Source organism: Cupriavidus laharis, assembly GCF_914271435.1.
In the GTDB taxonomy this organism is placed as follows: domain Bacteria; phylum Pseudomonadota; class Gammaproteobacteria; order Burkholderiales; family Burkholderiaceae; genus Cupriavidus; species Cupriavidus laharis.
The window spans coordinates 124,400-143,021 of record NZ_CAJZAI010000001.1; the positions used below are offsets into that span (position 1 = coordinate 124,400).

At 66.8% G+C, this 18,622-nt stretch carries 19 protein-coding genes and 1 pseudogene; 6 read left to right on the forward strand and 14 right to left on the reverse strand.

Going from position 1 to position 18,622, the window contains the following annotated elements; genetic code table 11:
* Nucleotides 1-30 precede the first annotated feature (30 nt).
* A protein-coding gene (locus LDO29_RS00585) for an IS3 family transposase (RefSeq protein ID WP_224077855.1) occupies nucleotides 31-1,580 on the forward strand; the annotation gives its coding sequence in 2 pieces (ribosomal slippage) (nucleotides 31-499 and nucleotides 499-1,580; 1,551 coding nt in all).
* Nucleotides 1,581-2,271: 691 nt separating this feature from the next.
* Here LDO29_RS00585 and LDO29_RS00590 read toward each other — a convergent pair.
* Together LDO29_RS00590 and LDO29_RS00595 are read right to left on the reverse strand one after the other, a co-directional pair.
* Nucleotides 2,272-2,967 carry a transglycosylase domain-containing protein gene (locus tag LDO29_RS00590; RefSeq protein ID WP_224078434.1) on the reverse strand — a complete coding sequence of 232 codons (696 nt, stop codon included), beginning with the start codon at nucleotides 2,965-2,967 and terminating at the stop codon, nucleotides 2,272-2,274.
* Nucleotides 2,968-3,102: 135 nt separating this feature from the next.
* A pseudogene (locus LDO29_RS00595) lies at nucleotides 3,103-3,576 on the reverse strand (anion permease); the annotation flags it as partial.
* Between the two features lie 35 nt (nucleotides 3,577-3,611).
* Here LDO29_RS00595 and LDO29_RS00600 point away from each other — a divergent pair.
* A complete protein-coding gene (locus LDO29_RS00600; protein WP_224077856.1) occupies nucleotides 3,612-3,884 on the forward strand; it encodes an RNA-binding protein in 273 nt (90 codons plus the stop codon).
* Between the two features lie 53 nt (nucleotides 3,885-3,937).
* Nucleotides 3,938-4,765, forward strand: coding sequence for a tyrosine-protein phosphatase (locus tag LDO29_RS00605; protein WP_396022620.1), 828 nt, complete (start codon nucleotides 3,938-3,940; stop codon nucleotides 4,763-4,765).
* 51 nt (nucleotides 4,766-4,816) lie between these two features.
* Here the strand turns inward: LDO29_RS00605 and LDO29_RS00610 are convergent, their stop codons facing one another.
* Together LDO29_RS00610 and LDO29_RS00615 are read right to left on the reverse strand one after the other, a co-directional pair.
* Entirely contained in the window at nucleotides 4,817-6,040 is a 1,224-nt protein-coding gene (locus LDO29_RS00610; protein WP_224077858.1) for an acetate/propionate family kinase, read from the reverse strand.
* Nucleotides 6,041-6,074: 34 nt separating this feature from the next.
* Nucleotides 6,075-7,076 carry a bifunctional enoyl-CoA hydratase/phosphate acetyltransferase gene (locus LDO29_RS00615; protein ID WP_396022610.1) on the reverse strand — a complete coding sequence of 334 codons (1,002 nt, stop codon included), beginning with the start codon at nucleotides 7,074-7,076 and terminating at the stop codon, nucleotides 6,075-6,077.
* A 358-nt stretch (nucleotides 7,077-7,434) separates the two neighbouring features.
* Here LDO29_RS00615 and LDO29_RS00620 point away from each other — a divergent pair, with 358 nt between their 5' ends.
* Together LDO29_RS00620 and LDO29_RS00625 are read left to right on the forward strand one after the other, a co-directional pair.
* Complete coding sequence (locus LDO29_RS00620) at nucleotides 7,435-8,229, forward strand: TOBE domain-containing protein (protein ID WP_224077859.1); 795 nt, start codon at nucleotides 7,435-7,437, stop codon at nucleotides 8,227-8,229.
* A 76-nt stretch (nucleotides 8,230-8,305) separates the two neighbouring features.
* Nucleotides 8,306-8,905 (forward strand): LysE/ArgO family amino acid transporter, encoded by a 600-nt coding sequence (locus LDO29_RS00625; RefSeq protein ID WP_224077860.1) that lies wholly within the window; start codon nucleotides 8,306-8,308, stop codon nucleotides 8,903-8,905.
* Between the two features lie 389 nt (nucleotides 8,906-9,294).
* Here the strand turns inward: LDO29_RS00625 and LDO29_RS00630 are convergent, their stop codons facing one another.
* From LDO29_RS00630 to LDO29_RS00650, 5 genes are all read right to left on the reverse strand, one after another.
* A complete protein-coding gene (locus LDO29_RS00630) occupies nucleotides 9,295-10,017 on the reverse strand; it encodes an ATP-binding cassette domain-containing protein (protein ID WP_224077861.1) in 723 nt (240 codons plus the stop codon).
* Between the two features lie 7 nt (nucleotides 10,018-10,024).
* Nucleotides 10,025-10,741 (reverse strand): molybdate ABC transporter permease subunit, encoded by a 717-nt coding sequence (gene modB, locus LDO29_RS00635; protein ID WP_224077862.1) that lies wholly within the window; start codon nucleotides 10,739-10,741, stop codon nucleotides 10,025-10,027.
* Nucleotides 10,742-10,759: 18 nt separating this feature from the next.
* The gene (gene modA / locus LDO29_RS00640) at nucleotides 10,760-11,560 is read right to left on the reverse strand and encodes a molybdate ABC transporter substrate-binding protein (RefSeq protein WP_224077863.1); all 801 of its coding nucleotides are present in this window, start codon (nucleotides 11,558-11,560) and stop codon (nucleotides 10,760-10,762) included.
* A 221-nt stretch (nucleotides 11,561-11,781) separates the two neighbouring features.
* Entirely contained in the window at nucleotides 11,782-11,976 is a 195-nt protein-coding gene (locus tag LDO29_RS00645) for a DUF1059 domain-containing protein (protein WP_224077864.1), read from the reverse strand.
* Between the two features lie 63 nt (nucleotides 11,977-12,039).
* Nucleotides 12,040-12,981: a 2-hydroxyacid dehydrogenase gene (locus LDO29_RS00650; protein ID WP_224077865.1), complete on the reverse strand. Its 942-nt coding sequence runs from the start codon at nucleotides 12,979-12,981 to the stop codon at nucleotides 12,040-12,042.
* Between the two features lie 136 nt (nucleotides 12,982-13,117).
* Between LDO29_RS00650 and LDO29_RS00655 the strand changes: the two genes are divergently transcribed.
* A complete protein-coding gene (locus LDO29_RS00655; RefSeq protein ID WP_224077866.1) occupies nucleotides 13,118-13,669 on the forward strand; it encodes a nucleoside 2-deoxyribosyltransferase in 552 nt (183 codons plus the stop codon).
* 107 nt (nucleotides 13,670-13,776) lie between these two features.
* On the opposite strand, the gene LDO29_RS00660 is transcribed toward LDO29_RS00655, so the two are convergent.
* From LDO29_RS00660 to LDO29_RS00680, 5 genes are read right to left on the reverse strand one after another with little or no spacing between them, the layout of a single operon-like run.
* Entirely contained in the window at nucleotides 13,777-14,403 is a 627-nt protein-coding gene (locus tag LDO29_RS00660) for a PqiC family protein (RefSeq protein ID WP_224077867.1), read from the reverse strand.
* A complete protein-coding gene (locus LDO29_RS00665; protein WP_224077868.1) occupies nucleotides 14,400-16,031 on the reverse strand; it encodes a PqiB family protein in 1,632 nt (543 codons plus the stop codon). Before LDO29_RS00665 ends, LDO29_RS00660 begins: the two co-directional genes overlap by 4 nt.
* Nucleotides 16,018-16,776 (reverse strand): paraquat-inducible protein A, encoded by a 759-nt coding sequence (locus tag LDO29_RS00670; RefSeq protein WP_224077869.1) that lies wholly within the window; start codon nucleotides 16,774-16,776, stop codon nucleotides 16,018-16,020. The genes LDO29_RS00665 and LDO29_RS00670 overlap by 14 nt, the downstream gene beginning before the upstream one ends.
* Nucleotides 16,773-17,444 (reverse strand): paraquat-inducible protein A, encoded by a 672-nt coding sequence (locus LDO29_RS00675; protein WP_224077870.1) that lies wholly within the window; start codon nucleotides 17,442-17,444, stop codon nucleotides 16,773-16,775. Before LDO29_RS00675 ends, LDO29_RS00670 begins: the two co-directional genes overlap by 4 nt.
* A 9-nt stretch (nucleotides 17,445-17,453) precedes the next feature.
* Nucleotides 17,454-18,620, reverse strand: coding sequence for an AI-2E family transporter (locus LDO29_RS00680; protein ID WP_224077871.1), 1,167 nt, complete (start codon nucleotides 18,618-18,620; stop codon nucleotides 17,454-17,456).
* Nucleotides 18,621-18,622: the final 2 nt, after the last annotated feature.

Sequence of the window (18,622 nt, forward strand, 5' to 3'; positions counted from 1 at the left end):
GACAATGGAGGGCGGAAGCGGTTTTGGGTAATGAAGCGCTATTCGGCGGAGTTCAAGGAGTTGGTGGTCGAGCAGATGATGCCTCCCTTGAACCGATCAGTGGTGGAGCTAGCCAAGGAAACGGGTGTCACGACAGTGAGCCTGCGCACCTGGCGCCACGAGGCTCGAGAACAAGGAAAGGTTGTGCCAGGCAACGGCAAGCAGAGTGACAAGTGGTCCAGCGCGGACAAGTTCCGGGTGGTGCTCGAAACAGCGCCTCTTAGTGAAGCGGAGTTGTCCGAATACTGCCGCAGGAAGGGCATTCAACCCGAACAGATCCGGCAATGGCGTGCGGCCTGCGAGCAGGCCAACGCGCCAGAGCGGGTCAGATTGAGCCTGGCGCAACGCCGTGAGGAACAAGCCGCCCAGAAGCAGATCCGGGACCTGGAGCGCGAGCTCAAGCGCAAGAACGCAGCGCTGGCGGAAACCGCAGCGTTGCTGGTTCTCAGAAAAAAAGCCGAGGCGATCTGGGGAAAGGGCGAGGAGGATTGATCAACGTCCCGGATCGCCGCGAAGCCATCGCGTTGATCGATGAAGCGGTAGAGAGCGGTGCGCGCCAGTCCCGTGCCTGCGAGGAGCTGGGCTTGAACGCGCGCACCTTGCAGCGCTGGCGCCATACGCCGGAGGATGGCCGCCCGGGCGCGCAGCGCCCGGTGCCAGCCAACAAGCTCAGTGAGGCGGAACGGCAGGCCGTGCTGGCCGCGGCCAACGCGCCCGGCTATGAGAGCCTGACGCCGCACCAGATCGTGCCCAAGCTGGCGGACGAGGGTCGTTACGTGGCCTCGGAATCGACGTTTTACCGGGTGCTCAAGGCCGAAGGCCAAGGGCAGCGGCGCGGACGCAGCCAACAGGCCAAGTCCCGTCCACTGACCACGCACTGCGCCAAGGGAGCGAACCAGGTGTGGTGTTGGGACATTACGTGGATGCCCACTACGGTGAAGGGCCGCTTCTTCTACTGGTACATGATGCAGGACATCTACAGCCGCAAGCTGGTGGTCAATGAAGTGCATGAGAACGAGTCCGAGGAACATGCCAAGCAGCTGCTTGAGCTGGGCTGCCTGCGCGAAAAAACGGCTGGCCGGCCACTGGTGCTGCACTCGGATAATGGTGCCGCGATGAAGGGGGGAACCATGCGCGCTGCGATGCACGATCTGGGCGTGTCGCCTTCGTACAGCCGCCCGCGCGTGAGCAACGACAACGCCTACGCGGAAGCGTTGTTCCGCACGGCCAAGTACTGTCCGCTATGGCCTGAGCGGCCGTTCGACACGTTGCAGCAGGCGCGCGACTGGGTGTATCGGTTCGTGCGTTGGTACAACGAGGAACACCGCCACAGCGGGCTCAAGTACGTCACGCCGAACCAGCGGCACAGCGAGGAAGCGACGCCCCTGCTGGCGCGACGCACGATGGTGTATGAGGCCGCCCGTGACCGGCACCCGCAGCGCTGGTCGCGGGGAATCCGGAATTGGAAACTGGATCCAGAGGTCTACCTGAACCCCGAGCGGGTTGAACAAGCGCCGAAGGAATACCGGAAAGCAGCATAGCGGCGGACGCGACAACTACCTTGACACATACCGGAGCGGCAAAAAGTAACCAAAAAGCGCGTTTGGTTGCCCTAACGGGCGAATATTGATCGTAGTGTGCTGAGGGTGTTGTACGGGTATGGGCTTCAGAGTGTTTCTGGCTGCCTGCCGCGTGGTGCGCGGCCGTGGGCAGGATTACAGCGCTAATTGAACGAGCCCCGAAACTGTCCGTGGTCCCTGCTGCCAGCGGTATCGCGGGAACGCCTTCGGCTGCGCTGCGCGCGGCGTCCTAGTCGGCAGAGCGACTGATGTCAACGTCGCTGGCGCTGACGCTTCACTCTTCTTCATTTTTTTCTTTACGTCGCGCATGGCACATGCGCCAAGGGCTTCGTCATCAGATCGTGGTTCGGGCCGCGGCCCGGAAACCCAGGACGCCGCGCGCAGCGCAGCCGTAGGCGTCCCCGCGATATCGCTGCTAGGAGGGACCACTCCGTAATCCGGGTTCGTTCGTACGCCCTGTCCATCCTAATCATCTACGCGGCAGGCAGTCTGGTTATGCCCCTGGACCGTCTTCACCTCATCGAGCCGTTCGTCAACCACGAAAACGCGCTTTTGCCTACTTTTACCGCTCGGGTAAAAGTAGGTCGCCGGCTACGCCGGCGAAACAGCAGCGCATGCCAAGGGCGACACCCCTCCAAAAAAACCTCAATTCCTATCTCAACCTCATAGGCTCCAACAACGCCCCATCATATTCCCCCCTTGAAATCTTCCCCAACTCCAGCATCCGATGCAGGATATAAGCCTGCCGCTGCCGCGCCCGCCGCGGGTTGGCCACCGGATTGTTGGCGGAAGGTGCCTTGGGCAGGCCAGCCAGCATTGCGCATTCGGCAAGCGTCAATTGCCCGAGAGATTTCCCGAAATAAGTCCGCGCCGCATCGGCAAATCCATACGCCCCCTGCCCAAGGTAGATCTTGTTCATATACAGCTCAAGAATCTCGTCCTTGCCCATGGCATGCTCGATCCGGTACGACAGCAATACCTCATAGAGCTTGCGCGTGTAGGTCTTTTCGCGCGACAGGAAGAAGTTGCGCGCTACCTGCATGGTGATGGTGGACGCGCCCTGCGACAGTTCGTCGGACAGATTGGCCACGCCGGCGCGGATGACGCCGATGTAGTCGATGCCGTCATGCAGGTAGAAGCGCTCATCCTCGATGGCAACCACCGCGTCGGTCAGGTCGCGAGGAAATTCGCGCAAGGGGACGTAGTCGGAGGTATTGCGGAACGTGGTCAGCGCGTCGAGTGAGGGTAACTGGTGGTTGGCCACCAGCACGGCAACCGTGGCAAGCAGCGCGCCGCCGACGACGGCGAGCACCAGCAGTTTGACAAAGGCGGACCAGAGGCTTTTCATGCCGCGTATTGTGCCAGCCTCGTGCCACAAGGTGCACGGGCGTGACATCGGGGTCGCGGCACGGGCACCCTCCGCGACTGCGCGAATTGCCGCGCTGGATTCCAGCGCGAGCTTCCCGGTTGCCGCGATGGTGACGACGATGGTGCCGATCAGGATGCGGCGCGTGCTGGTGCCGATGGCCGACAGCGTGACCAGCGCAATGCGCTTGTCGAGGCCGGTCACCGTCATCGCGGCCGAGATGAACAGCGCCGCGGCGACCAGTGCCAGGGCGGTTCCGGAAAATTTCACAGCGCATGCCAGTGCGGACCGGCGTGCAGGGCGTGCAGGGCAATGCCGGTCGCAAGGGGCATCCGTGCAGAGCGTACGGGCAGCGGCCCTGCTTATGACGGAACCGCCACGTTGGACATGATAGGAATTTTCCGGCGCCGCCCTGGGCTTGTCGAGGCGGCATCGGCGCGAATTGCGCCCGCCATGAGCAGGATCAAGATTCCGGCCGATCCGGGGATTCCTCGCGCGCCACTGGCGTCTCACCTGTAAAGGCGCGTGCAGCAAGGCAAAGCGGCATGGCCTGCGATTCGGCGCAATGCGGGAAACTGGCAGGTGACGCATGCGCGCGAGTGATCTGGAATAATTAGGAGTCGATCATGAAGGTTTTGGTGCGTGGTCTCCGGCCCGGCGTTGACGCCGCAACCTTGCGTACGGCGCTGAAGCCCTATGCGGATGTGCGCACGGTGGAGCTGGTATGTGAAGGCGACCCGAAGCACCCCTGGGCATGGGTCGACATCGCGGCGGGCGCGCTGACGGTGTGGAAGCTGGTGGCGCGCCTGGATGGCCGGTACATTGCCGGCTGCCACTTGCGCTGGTATGTGCCGGCCTATCGCGGCCGGAAGACGACGCCGGCACCGGCCGCAGCCTGACGGGATTGCCGGATGCGCGGCGCGACAGAAGACAGACAAGAGGACAACAGATGATCAGCCAATGGTTGGCCTGGGCACGATGCCTGCGAGCATCGCATGCGCCTGGCCTGCATGCGGTGGTGCCGTTCGGGCCCGCCGCGAACGGGAGCGAACTGCAACTGGAAACCGTCAGCAACGCACGCGACCTCGGCGGCCTGGCCGGCGCCGGCGGCCGCCGCGTACGGCATGGCCGCCTGTACCGCAGCGGCAATCCGGCGCTCGCCTGCGGCGCCGACATCGAGCGGCTGCAGGGCCTCGGGCTGGATATGGTGGTGGACTTCCGCTCGCCGGCCGAGAAGTCGGCCGACGAGGCCCCATTCGGCCAGCGCTTCAACTGGATCGCGATGCCGGTGCTCGAAGGCAGCATGGCCATGGACGTGCTGATGCCGCGCCTGCGCGAAAGCACGCCCGAGGACGTCGATGCGTTCATGCTCGGCGTCTATCGCGATTTCCCGGTGCGCTACCGGCGGGTCTTCGGTGATTTCATGCGCAATGCGCAGGCGGGCAAGACGCTGCTCTATCACTGCACCGCGGGCAAGGACCGCACGGGCTTCGCCTCGATGCTGCTGCTCTCGGCGTTGGGCGTGGGGCAGGACGATATCCTCGCCAACTACCTCGAATCCAACCAGCGCAACGCGCGCTTCAACGCGCAGGCGCTGGAGCGCATCGCACAGTTCGGCATCCGGCCGGAAGTCATGACACCCTTGCTGGAGGTGCGGGCCAGTTACCTGGAGGCTTCCATGCAGGCGATCGAGGCGGCCTATGGGGATATGGAGCGGTACCTCTGCGATGGATTGGATGTCGATGTGGAGGGGGTGAGGGGATATTACCTGGAGGGTTGATTTTGGAGGGGGCGCCTGCCAGAAGGCGCCATCGTTTCCGTTGCCAAAGCACTATCCCTTCCCGCACGCCTTCATCATCCTCGCCGTACTCAACGCCACGATTCCCTCCTCATCGGTAGGCAACACCAGCACCGGCACGCGGCTGGCGTTGCTGCTGATGCGCTGCCCGTTTTCTTCGTTGGCCGCCGCATCAAGGCTGATGCCAAACAGCGTTTCCAGATGCGCACAGATGCGTGACCGCACCGGCGGCGAATTGGCGCCGATCCCGGCCGTGAATATCAGTGCGTCCAGCCCGCCAAGCGTGACCGCGAGCTTGCCGATTTCCTGCGCGGCGCGGTACGCGTAGAAATCCACCGCCAGCCGCGCGCGCGGCGCTTCGCTGGCCAGCAGTACGCGCATGTCGCTGCTCACGCCGGACAGCCCCTTGAGGCCCGATTCCCCGTACAGCATCGACTGGATCGCATCGGCGGTCATGCCTTGCTGTGCGAGCCACAACACCGCACCAGGGTCGATCGAGCCGCAGCGCGTGCCCATCGGCAAGCCATCCAGTGCCGTGAGCCCCATGGTGCTGTCGACGCTGCGCCCGTTGCGCATGGCGCAGAGGCTCGCGCCGTTGCCGAGGTGCGCGACGATCACGCGGCCTTCGGCCAGGTCCGGCGCGACCTGGCTCAGGCGCCGTGCGATGTACTCGTAGGACAGGCCATGGAAGCCATAGCGCCGGATGCCGCGTTCGTAGTACGCATAGGGCAGCGCCATCAGTTGCGCCAGCATGTCGTGGCCCGCGTGAAAGGCCGTGTCGAAGCACGCCACCTGCAGCATGTCCGGTGCAGCCTTGCGTACGGCGCGGATGGCGGTGAGATTGTGCGGCTGGTGCAGCGGCGCCAGCGGGATCAGCGCTTCAAGCCGCGCGATCACATCGTCGTCGATGCGCACCGCCTGCGCAAAGTCGCTGCCGCCGTGCACCACGCGGTGGCCGATCGCCACGGGCGGGTTGTCGCGCAATCCCACGCTCAGCACCAGGCGCACCAGGCGGAACGCGGCGTCATGGTCGGCGACCTGCGACACGGGAAAGGACTCGTCGGCGACGACGTGCCCGTCCGCCATGCTGGCGCGCAGCCGCGGCGCGACGCCGATGCCTTCGATCTGGCCGTGCGCGCTCAGCACGGGGTTGATGTCGGCGTTGTCGTGCGCGGCCTCCGGCACGGTGTAGACCGAGACCTTGACGCTCGACGAGCCGGCATTGACGACGAGGATGACGGGATGGGCGGCACTCACGCTCGATGCACTCCGCATAAAGTTGAGGGGCGGCTCAGACGCTGACGGCAGCCTCGGCGCTGCGGCGCGCGTGCGCCAGCAGTACCGCGATGGCACAACTGCCGATGCGCGCGCGCACGCTGTCGGCGCGGCTGGTCAGGATGATGGGCACGCGTGCGCCCAGCACGATGCCAGCGGCTTCGGCGCCGGCAAGAAAGGTGAGCTGCTTGGCCAGCATATTGCCGGCTTCCAGGTCGGGCACGAGCAGGATGTCGGGGTCGCCGGCCACTTCGGAATCGATGCCCTTGGTGACCGCAGCCTCGCGGCTGATGGCGTTGTCGAAGGCGAGCGGGCCGTCGAGCAGCGCGCCGGTGATCTGCCCGCGCCGGCTCATCGTGCACAGCGCCGCGGCGTCGATCGTCGACGGGATCTTGTCGGTCACGGTCTCCACCGCGGACAGGATCGCCACCTTCGGGCGTTCGATGCCGAGCACATGCGCCAGGTCGATGGCATTGCGGCAGATATCGGCCTTGTCGTTGAGCGTGGGGAAGATGTTTACCGCGGCATCGGTGATGAACAGCGGCTTGTGGTAGCTGGGCACGTCCATCGCAAACACGTGCGACAGGCGCCGGCCGGTGCGCAGGCCGCTGGCGGCGGCCGTCACCTCATGCAGCAGTTCGTCGGTATGCAGGCTGCCCTTCATCAGCAGTTCGGCGTCGCCGTTGCGCACGGCCTCGACCGCGCGCGCGGCGGACGCATGGCTGTGCGGCGTGTCGATGATGGCGGTGTCGCCCAGTGCCAGCCCGTGCTCGGCCGCGACCTGGCGGATGCGTGCCTTGGGGCCCACGAGGATCGGCACGATCAGGCCCAGGCTGGCGGCCTCCAGCGCGCCGCCCAGCGATGACGCGTCGCACGGGTGCGCCACCGCAGTGGGGATGGGCGGCAGGCCGGCGCAGCGGGCCAGCAGTGCGGCGTACTTGTCGGTGCCGGGGTGGCCGGGTGCCGGTGCACCGGCGGACTCGGAAAGCGTGGACATGGCAGGCGAAGCGGCAGTCATGGCAGATCCGTTGGCTGGGTTCGGCGCAGCATGTTGCGCTGCGCAAGGCGCATCGCGCCCAGTATAGGCGACGAATCTTGTCCCGCGATGATTCGAAGACGACGCCCCATGATGTTGCCACTGGCTGAACGCGGTCTGCCATACCGCACGGTTGCCATTGACATGGCACGCTGTCAGGCTTGTTTTTGCTGCAAAGCACAACGCGTCACATCCAGGGCAATCCGGGGTGGCGCGCCGGACGCGAGCAACACGCCGGTTGGCGGCAAGCGCCGTCCTGCCGGCCGATGGCGCAAAGCGATTACCATAGCCGAATTCCGACTCTGTCGCGCCGCCTTCGCAGGGTGGCGCTACTCACGCCATGCTTGAACTCCAGGGTGCCATCTGGTTCCGCTCCGGCTCGCAGGACTGGGGCGGCAAGGATCGCATCGCGCTGCTGGCCGCCATCGGCGAGCAGGGCTCGATCACGGCTGCGGCCCGCGCCGTGGGCATCAGCTACAAGGCCGCCTGGGACGCTATCGACGCCATGAACAACAGCGCCGGCGAACCGCTCGTGGTGCGCGCTGCCGGCGGCAAGGGCGGCGGCGGCACGCGCCTCACGGAGCGCGCCGAGCAGCTGATCCGCACCTATCGGACGCTCGAGGACGAACACCGGCGCTTCGTTGCCCACCTCGGCCGCCTGGGCGATGCCGCGGCCGAAGACCTTAACGTGATGAGGCGTTTCATGATCCGTACCAGTGCGCGCAACAAACTCTTCGGCAAGGTCGACAGCGTCCGCGGCGGCGCGGTCAATGACGAGGTGGTGCTGGCGTTGCCGGGCGGGCAGGCCATCGTGTCGACGATCACGCATGAAAGCGTCGAGACGCTGGAGCTGAAACCCGGTGTGGAGGCGTTTGCGCTGATCAAGGCCTCCTCGGTCCTGATCGGCCTGCCCGATCCGGGCATGCGCCTGTCGGCGCGCAACCAGCTTCCCGGTGTGGTGTCGCGTGTCGTGCCCGGCGCCGTCAATGCGGAGATCGTGCTGGACCTGGACGGCGGCGGCAGTGTCGCGGCCATCGTCACCAATGAAAGCGTGCGGACGCTTGGCCTGGCCGACGGCGTGCGCGCGCTGGCAATCTTCAAGGCATCGGCCGTGATCCTGGGCGTGGTAGGGTAGGCAGCTGCGCAGTGTGCAGTGCGCTGCGGGTCGTTCATAATGCCGGGCTTCGACGCAAGACCCGACCTTCCCGTACATGGACGCCTCACTGGCCGGCTTTTCCCTTGGCCTTTCCCTGATCCTTGCCATCGGTTCCCAGAATGCCTTCGTGCTGCGGCAGGGACTGCGCCGCGAGCACGTATTCTGGGTCTGCCTCATATGCGCGTTGTCCGATGCCCTGCTGATCCTGGCGGGCGTGTCCGGCTTCGCGGTCATGATTCGCCAGCTTCCGTGGCTGGGCGCTGCCATGCGCTATGGCGGCGCGGCCTTCCTGATCTGGTACGGTGCGCGCAGCTTCCTCGCGGCGATGCGGTCGTCGGCGGTGCTCGATCCCAGCAATGCCGAGCCGCGGCCGTTGCTGGCGACGCTCGGGGTCTGCCTGGCGTTCACCTGGCTCAATCCGCATGTGTACCTTGATACGGTAATGCTGATCGGCTCGGTCTCCACGCAGTTCCATGGCCGCGAGATGCAGTTCGCTGCCGGCGCGATGACGGCATCGTTACTGTTCTTCTTCGCGCTGGGCTATGGCGCCGCACTGCTGCGGCCGGTGTTCGCGCGGCCGCGCGCCTGGCAGGTGCTGGAGGTGGTGATCGGCGTCACCATGTGGGCGATTGCAGCGAAGCTGCTGCTGGACTGAGTGTCGCCGGTATTCTCCCTTCCGGCGTGCGGGAGAGATTGCCGCATGCCAGCCATGCCGGCTTGCCCCCAGGAACCAAGGCCCGTCGTCCCCGCGAAAGCGGGGACCCAGTGGCTTTTTGTCCCCCTTCGGGGGACTTCAAAGACGCTGGATTGGTCGCTGTCGCTCACCCTTCGGGCCGTCCTTCGGACGTCCAATGCGCATCCGCGCATTGTCCCGCCTACGCGGGAATGACGGTGGTATTTGATTCTGAGTGCTACTAACAGAATCAATGGATTAGCAACGGTTCCTGGGGGAAACCACTCAGCAACGAACTTGCAATTCAAGACACTAGGGGTGGAAGCCAGCGCCCTGCTGGAGGGTGCCTATGTCGACCTGCTGCGCGCGGCTCAGACCGCGCCGGCCGCCAGCGGGGCGTAGACGGGCGGATGCCGGCGCGCAGTGCCGCTGCCGTAGATCCTGCCCTCGCGGATTTCCAGCACGTGCTCGCCGAGCGCTTCCACGTCGGCCGGGTCGTGCGAGATGACGAGCATCGGCACGTCCAGGCTGGCCTGCAACGCGCGCAGTTCTGCGCGCATGCGGATGCGCAGCGCAGGGTCCAGCGCCGAGAACGGCTCGTCGAGCAGCACGATATCGGGTTGCGCCACCAGCGCGCGCGCCAGCGCGACACGCTGCTTCTGCCCGCCGGAGATCTCGGCGGGGTAGTTGCCGACGATCTCGCGCAGGCCGAAGGCCTCGATCCAGCGTTCGGCTTCCGGGTGGGTGGCGCTGCGGCGCGGGTTGCGCCAGCCCTTGGCGAGGCCGAAGGCGATGTTCTGCCCCACGGTCAGGTGCGGGAACAGCGCGTATTCCTGGAACAGGTAGGCCACGCGGCGCTCCTGCGGGCGCACGTTGATGCCGGCCTCGGCATCGAACAGCGTGCGGCCGTTGAGCACGATGCGCCCGGAATCGGGCATCAGCAGCCCGGCGATGGCGCGCAACGTCAGGCTCTTGCCCGCGCCCGACGGGCCGAACAGCGCAATGCGGCGGCTGTCCGAATCGAAGGCGATGTCGAGCGCGAAATGACGGTCGGCCGTAACCATGCGCTTGCGGATACTGACTTGCATGCCCATGGCGGCCTCACTGTGCCGAGCGCGTGCGCCGCAGGCGTCCGCGCTCGTAGATTTCGGCCGGATTGCGCGCCGAGGCCGGCACCAGCCGTCCCGCCACGACCAGGATCACGATGCAGGTAATCGAGGTCACCAGCACCAGCAGGTTGGCGGTGTTGTCGTCGCCGGCCTGCACGGCCTCGTAGATCGCAACCGAGAGGGTCTGCGTGCGCCCGGGCAGGTTGCCGGCGACCATCAGCGTGGCGCCGAATTCGCCGAGCGCGCGCGCAAACGCCAGCAGCACGCCGGCAATGATGCCGCGCGCGGCCAGCGGCAGCGTCACGCGGAAGAAGATGCCGGCTTCCGGCACGCCAAGCACGCGCGCGGCGTTCTCGAGCTGGTGGTCCACGCCTTCAAACGCGGCGCGGGCCGATTTCAGCACCAGTGGAAAGGCGACGATGGTCGAGGCCAGTACCGCACCCTGCCATGTGAACACCAGTTCGATGCCGAGCTTGCCGAGCCATTCGCCGAACACGCCGCGCCGGCCCACCAGCACCAGCAGGTAGTAACCCAGCACCGTCGGCGGCAGCACCAGCGGCAGCGTCAGTACCGCGTCGACCACGTCGCGTGCCGGGGAGCGCCAGCGTGCCAGCGCATAGGCTGCGGCCACGCCCAGCACGGCATTGAGCGCGGTGGCCCAGCCCGCGACTTTCAGCGACAGCAGCAGCGGCACCCAGACAGCGTCCATGGTATGCGTCGATCCGGATCAGGGCTTCTGGAAGCCGTAGCGCGCCAGGATGGCCTGGCCTTCGGCCGACAGCACATAGCTGACGAAGGCCGTGGCCTGCGCGTTCTGCCTGGTCACGCTGGTCACGGCGATCGGGTAGGTCACCGGCGTGCGGCTCGGCACGCGCACGGCCACCTTCACCTTGTCCGGCATGACCGCTGCGTCGGTGGCGAACACGAAGCCCGCCTCGACCTCGCCGCGCGCCACGTAGTCCAGGCTCTGGCGCACGTTTTGCGCCAGCACGCCCTTGGCGGAGACGGCATCCCACAGGCCGGCGGCTTCCAGCGCGCCCTTGGTGTAGCGGCCGACCGGCACCGAAGCCGGATTGCCGAAGGCGATACGCTTCACCTCGGGTTTGGTCAGGTCCTGCAGCGCGCTGATGTTGAGCTTGCTGTCACTCGGCACGATCAGCACGACCTGGTTGGCGGCGAAGTCGCGGCGCGTGGCCGCGGCCACGACCTTCTCGGCCTCGGCCTTGTTCATGGCTTCCTGGTCGGCCGAGGCAAAGACGTCGGCCGGCGCGCCCTTGACGATCTGCTGCATCAGCACGTCCGATGCGCCGAAGTTCAGCACCACCTTGGTGTCCGGGTGCACTTTCTCGAACGACGCGGCCAGCGTCTTGAACGCATTGGTCAGGCTGGCGGCCGCCGACACCACCAGGTCGGCACCAAAGGCGGGCGGCGCGGCCAGCGCCAGGGCGGCCAGCGCGGCGCTGGCGAAATGAACGGCACGGCGCCGGAAAGCCGTGCCCGGCGAGCGGTCGGAGCGGGAGGTGAGCATGGGAAGATTCCTGGAGGCGCGCGTGCGTGCGCATGGCCTTGGGTGTACTGTCAGGCGCAATATACGGCGGTATATAGCGAGACGTCAATCTTGCGCCATGATGGCCGGCATGGGTATTGCCGCCGGCACAAGATCGGCATTACATGCGGCGAATGCCGCACTGGAGCGGGATGGAAGGAGCGGAGGGGACAGGCGCGCCGGGGCCGGCGCGCCAACACGTTTCAGGCCGGCGGTGCGCCGTCCTTGAACATGGTCTTCAACTGCGCACGCAGCTCAGGGGTGTCCTGGTGCTGGTGTACTGCCACGGCATGCTGGACCGCGGCTTCGAGCAGTTCGTCTTCGCTGTCGGCGCTGAGCGCGACCGTGCAGTGGGTGTCGCTCGGATAGTCGCGGCAATCGACATACTTGCGTCCCATATTGCCTCCTGACACCGGTCTGGCGACCGGCGTTTCTCAGTATAGGGCGCGAGCCGGCGGGCGTTACAGCACCGGATTGAGCACCTTGCCCGTGGCGAGGAATGCTTCCAGGTTCTCGAGCGTGAGGGCGGTCATGGCGGCGCGCGTTTCGTGCGTGCCGCTGGCCATGTGCGGCGCCAGCACGACATTGTCGAGCGCCAGCAGTGCCGGTGGGACATTGGGCTCGTCGCGGAACACGTCCAGGCCAGCGCCGCCCAGGCGGCCTTCGGCCAGCGCCTGCACCATCGCGGCTTCATCGATCACGCTGCCGCGCGAGACGTTGGCCAGGATGCCTTTGGGCCCCAGCGCCTCGATGATCTCGCGCGAGACCAGGCCGGCGGTTTCCGGGCCGCCCACGCAGGTCACCACGAGGAAGTCGGACCACGCCGCCAGGGCCTTCAGGTCGGGCTCGAAACGCCAGGGCGCGCCTTCGCGCGGACGGCGGTTGTGGTATGCGATTTCCATGTCGAACCCGCCCGCGCGGCGCGCGACGATCTCGCCGATGCGGCCCAGGCCCAGAATGCCCAGCTTCTTGCCCGAGACGCGCGTGGTCAGCGGAAAGCCGCCCTGCGGCCAGCGCTGCGCGCGTACGAAGCGGTCGCCGTGGGCAATGCCGCGCGCCGCGTCGACCAACAGGCCGAAGGCCAGGTCGGCCACGCAGTCATTCAGCACGTCGGGTGTATTGCTGACCTGGATGCCGCGTGCGCGCGCTGCGTCGAGCGCGATGGCGTCATAGCCCACGCCGAAGCTGACGATGGCCTCCAGGCGAGGCAGCGCGGCGATCAGCGCGGCACTGCAGCCGTGGCGCGCGGAGGTCACCACCACGCGCACCTCGCTGCCATGCTCGCGCGCCCAGGCCAGCGGATCGGCCTGCTGCCACAGCGCGGCCACGCCGAAGCGTTCCTGCAGCGTGAGGTTGGTTGGCGGCGCCAGCGGGCCGACCTGGAGGATCTGGAATGCGGACATGGAAGCGGAGGGAAATCGGGGACGAAGCGGAACGGCAATGGTAGCGCAGGCGTGCCGGCCTTGCCGGCCACCGGCACGCGCGCTGCGCTATGCTGGCAACCGTGCTGACCAACCGTTGCGCGTGCGCGCCCATGCCATGAAGACCCTATACCTGGCCGGTTTCGATGTGTTCCGTGAAGATGCTGTTGAATGGGGCGGGCAACTCAAGGCGCTATGCGCCGAGTATGGTTTTGAAGGGCTGTATCCGCTCGACAAGGCGGCGCCCGCCGGCTTGTCCGGGCCGGATACGGCGCGTTGGATCTACGACGCCAATATCGCGCTGATCCGCCGTGCGGACATGGTCATGGCCAACCTCGGGGATTTCCGCGGTCCCGGCGAGCCGGACTCCGGGACGGCCTTTGAGGTCGGGTTTGCTGTGGCGCTGCAGAAGCCGGTGTGGGGCTACTTTGCTGACGTTGGCACGCTGCGCGAGCGCGTGGAGGCAGGGGCTGATGACCAGGGTTGCGCGCGCGATGCGAATGGCTTCCTCGTCGAAGATTTCGGGTTGCCGAAGAATCTGATGCTCGCGTGCCCGGTCAGGCTGGTTAGCGGTGGGCCACTGGAGTGCCTGCAGGCCATGGCGGATGCCGAACGCCGGCGCACGGTACGACGAGAGCGGGATGCGGCGTTGTGGGATGCGGATGACTAATAACCGCTATCAAGACAAGGACGACCGGCGGTTTGCTCCCCTCTCCCGCTTGCGGGAGAGGGGGGCAAACAGTTGGCAATTGGCCGGGCACTTCGTGCCGCGCCAACTCACCGCCTCAAAGACTGCACTCCCGCCGCAATATCCCCAGCCGCTCCGGACAAAATCTCCCGATACGCCGCCACCACCCCTTCAATTTCCCCGGGCGCAGCCAAATCAGCCTGCGTACGCCCACTCACCACCTTCCCATCCGGCAACCGCCGCACGGTCCAATTGATAGTCGCCCCCGCACGCTGGCCGATATCGGCATCCAGCCGTACCACGTCGGTGGTGATCCGGTAGACAGGCGCCACATCTGCCAGCCCCTGCTGGTAGGTATCCACTGCCCCCAGGCTGGCCTGCAGCCGCTGGGACAGCGCATCGCGCATCTCCTCGGGCAGCGGCGATGACCATCGCGACAGGTCCAGCAGCCTGAGCCCGGCATCATTGCCGTTGCGGGTGTCGCGCACGACGAATTGCGGCCGGTTCAGGCGTTCGGGGACGCGCACCGGCGCTACCTCGATCCAGAGCGGTTCCGTGTTCGGTGCCGCCGGCGTTGCGACACTTGCGCCGCCGGCAGCCGGCCCTTGCGCGAGCGTGTAGTAGCGGGGCTCCGGCGAGGCGCAGCCCGCCAGCATAGTCGCGGCGAGCAATGCGGCCAAAGCGCATGCGCGCGTGGCGTGGATGCGATTCATCATTCCTTCTCCGACTTGCCGCGCAGCAGCGCTTCAGGGTGGCGTTCGAGATAGTCCGTCAGCATGCGCAGCGAGGTCGCGGTGCGGGTCAGTTCCTGCACCATGCGGCGCGCGTCCTGCTGCAGCGGCGCGTCGGACGACAGCGTGCCGTTAGCGGCCGACAGTGTCTTGCGCGCGTCCTGCAGCGCGGCCAGCACCTGCGGCGCGACATCGCCGTTGAGCTGCTTGACGAGCGCGTCGGCGCTCGCGAGCGTGGCGTTGAGCGCGGCCACCGACTTGCGCAAGTCCTGGCCGATCTGGTCGAACGGCACCTTGTCGATGCGGTTGACGATATCGCCGACCTGCGCCTGGAGCTGGTCGAAGGTGCCCGGTGTGGTGGCGAACTCGGGAATCGGCGCGTTCAGGTTGACGTCGGCGGGCGGCGCCTTCGGGAAGAAGTCCAACGCCACGTAGAGCTGGCCAGTCAGCAGGTTGCCGGTGCGCAGCTGCGCGCGCATGCCGCGCTTGAGCAGGCTCGCGATGATTTCGTAGCGGCGGGTGGGATCCTGCACGTCGCGCTCGCGGAAACCCATGCGCGACGGGTACAGCTCCACCACCACCGGCATGCGGAAGGACTTCTTGTCGGGCTGGAATTCAATGCCGATGGAGCGCACCTGGCCCACGATGACGCCGCGGAAGTCCACCGGTGCGCCTGGCGAGAGGCCGCGCACGGACTGGTCGAAGTTGAGCACAGCCAGCGTCGGGGCCAGTTCCTCGGGTTCCTTCATGGCCTCGGCCTGATCGGCCGCCAGCAGGAATTGCGTGTTTTCCGCGGCTGCGTCCGTCGCGCTGGTGCCGTCGGGCGCCTGGAAGGCAACGCCGCCGAGCAGCACGGTGACGAGCGACTGCGTCGACAGTTTCAGGCCGGACGCGTCAAGCTTGAGATCGACGCCGCTGGCGTGCCAGAAGCGGGTGTCGGCATTGACCAGTTTGTCATAGGGCTTGTTGACGAACACGCGCAGGGTAATGTCGCGCCCGTTCGGATCAAGCTGGAACGCCACCACCTGGCCCACCTGCACGCGCCGGTAGTAGACCGGCGATCCGATATCGAGCGAGCCCAGGTCAGACGCGCGCAGCACGAACTGCTTGCCCGAGGAATCCGAGGTCACGACGGGCGGTGCCTCCAGCCCCTTGAATTCGCGCGTGCGTTCCGTGGACTTGCCCGCGTCCACGCCAATGTAGGCGCCCGACAGCAGCGTTTCCAGGCCCGATACGCCGCTGACCGCGAAGCGCGGCCGCACGACCCAGAAGCGCGTGTCGGCCACCGCGAAGTTCTCGGCGTCCTTGGTCAGGTCGATGTTGGCCAGCACGTGCGAGCGGTCAGGCGCAAGCCGCACGGACTTCAACAGGCCGATGTCCACGTCCTTGTAGCGCACCGCGGTCTTGCCGGGCGTCAGGCCTTCGGCCGAACGGAAGGTCACGGTGATTTCGGGCCCGCGCGAGGCCAGCGTGTGGATCAGCAGCGAAATGCCGACCACGGCCGCGACGATCGGGATCAGCCAGACCAGCGAGGGCAGCCAGCGCGCCCGGCGGCGGCGTTCGGGTTGGGGCAGGCCCGAAGGCGAGGGCGGAAGGTTGTCAGTCTCGGGCATCTTGTTGTTCCAGCGAGTCCCACAGCAGGCGGGGGTCGAAGCTCAGCGACGCGAGCATGGTCAGCACCACGACCGAGGCAAAGGCCAGCGCGCCGCCGCCGGGAATGATGGTGGCCAGCGCCCCGGCCCGCACCAGCGAGGCCAGCAGCGCCACCACGAATATGTCCAGCATGGACCAGCGGCCGATCACCTCAACCAGGCCATACAGCCTGGTCTGCTGCCGGATGCGCCACGTGGAGCGCATGTGCACCGAAACCAGCAGCAGCGTCAGGATCAGCATCTTTAGCAGCGGCACGACGATGCTGGCGATGAGCACGATTCCTGCCAGCAGGCGCGAGCCCGACAGCCACAGGTAGATCACGCCGGACAGGATGGTGTCCTGCTGCGTGCCGAGGATGGACTGCGTGACCATCACCGGCAACAGGTTGGCAGGTATGTAGAGAATGTAGGCCGACAGCAGGAACGCCCAGGTGCGGGCCAGGCTGTCGGGCTTGCGGTGGTGCAGCGTGGCACCGCAGCGCGGGCACGGCTGGCCTTCCAGCGAGCGCGGGCTGACGAGGTCGCAGGCGTGGCACGACACCAGGCCGAGGCGCGTGGCCGTAGGCACCTGCGGCAGCGGCTTGCGCTCGTCATCGTCGGTGATCTCCTGCACCACGCTGCTGGCGAACTTGCGCGAGCGCTGGAGTTGCTCGCGCGCGCCGGCCAGGCCGGGCAACGGGCGGCGCGGTGGCTGCGTACCGCTCATTGGCCGGCTCCGTCGGTGGTGTCGGTATTCTGCGGCGATTCCAGGTACTGCCACAGGTCGCGCGGATCGAACGACAGCATGGCCGCCAGCACCACCACCAGCGCGCCGAACGACCACAGCGCGATGCCGGGCAGCACCTGGGCCATGGTGGACAGTTTCACCAGCGTGACCAGTACGCCGATCATGAATACCTCGATCATGCCCCATGGGCGCGTCTGGCGGATGCCGCGCACGATGCGGTCGAAGCCCGCCGGCATGCGGTGGCCCGCCATGGGCACCAGCAGGTAGGCCATCATCAGCATTTCAGAGAGCGGGAACAGGATGGTGGTGGCGAACACCAGCGCCGCCACCAGTGCCATGTGGTCGGCATACAGCGCCTGCACGGCGCCCCACAGCGTGGTCTGCGTGCGCACGCCCTTGAGATCCATCTCGACGATGGGAAAGGCATTGGAAATCAGGAACAGGATCAGCGCGGTGATCACCAGCGGCAGCAGGCGCCGGTAGGCATGCGCACTTTCGCGATACAGCTGGCCACCGCAGCGCACGCACAGCGCGCGCTCGCCGCGGCTCAGCCCGGCGCGCTCGTACACGGCATCGCAGTATTCGCAGGCGACCAGGCCGCGCAGCGTGCCAGCGTCCTGCGGGTTGCCGGTGTCACTGTGGCCCATGGATGCGGCTCAGCCCGAATGCTTGCCCGGCGCAACGGCCGGAGCGTCGGGGTTGTCAATCAAGGCGGGCGCGGGACCTGCCGCGGGCGCCGCGGTCCTGGCGTTTGCGTCGGACGCGGCCAGCGCGGCCTCGTCTTGCGAACCGATGGTCCAGTCGCGCAGCAGGGCGTACGCCACGGCCAGCAGGGTCGGGCCGATGAACACGCCCAGGAAACCGAAGGCCAGCGCGCCGCCGAGCACGCCCATCATGATCCAGATCAGCGGCATGCCCGTGCCCTTGCTGATCAGCAGCGGCTTGACGACGTTGTCGGCCATGCTGACAACGCCCACGCCCCACACCACCAGGAAGATGGCCCAGCCGGTTGCGCCGGCGTGGTAGAGCCACAGCGCGGCCGGCAGCCAGACCAGCGGCGGCCCCACCGGGATGACCGACAGGAAGAACGTGACGAAGCCCAGGATGGCGGGCGCCGGCACCCCGGCGATCCACAGCCCGATGCCTTGCAGCACGGCCTGGATGAACGCCGTGCCGAGTACGCCATAGACCACGCCCTTGACCGTGCTGCCGGCCAGCGCCAGCAGGTGGTCGGCCCGCTCGCCGGCAATGCGCCGCATGCCGGCGCGCAACCATTCCACGGCATATTCGCCGCCGGTATAGAAGAAGAATGCCAGGATGATCGACAGGGCCAGCTGCCCCAGTCCGGCCCCGATCGACAGGCCCGCCCCGAGCAGGGCATGCCCGATCGGCGCGATCAGCTTGCGCAGGTTGGCCACCATCTCGGAGTCGGCGTGGATCAGGCGTTCCCAGGACGTCTGCAGGTAGCCCCCCACGTAGGGCAGGCTGCTGAGCCAGTCCGGAAGCTGGGGAATGCCCTGTTCGATGTAGCGGTCGACCAGGCCCGAGAGCTGGTCGATATGTGCCGAGAAACTCGCGCCGGCGTAGACGAAGGGGCCAAGCACGATCACCGTGGCGAGCACCACGCAGATTAGCGCCGCCAGGCTGCGCCGGTTGCCGAGCCAGCGCGCCAGCACCGTGTAGGGGTACCACGAGCTGAATGCCAGGATGGCGCCCCACAGCAGCGCCGTGGTGAACGGTGCCAGGACCAGCAACGAGCCGCCGATCAGCACGACCAGCGCGAACACGGCGGCGATCTTTTCAATCAGTTGGCCGGAATTCATGA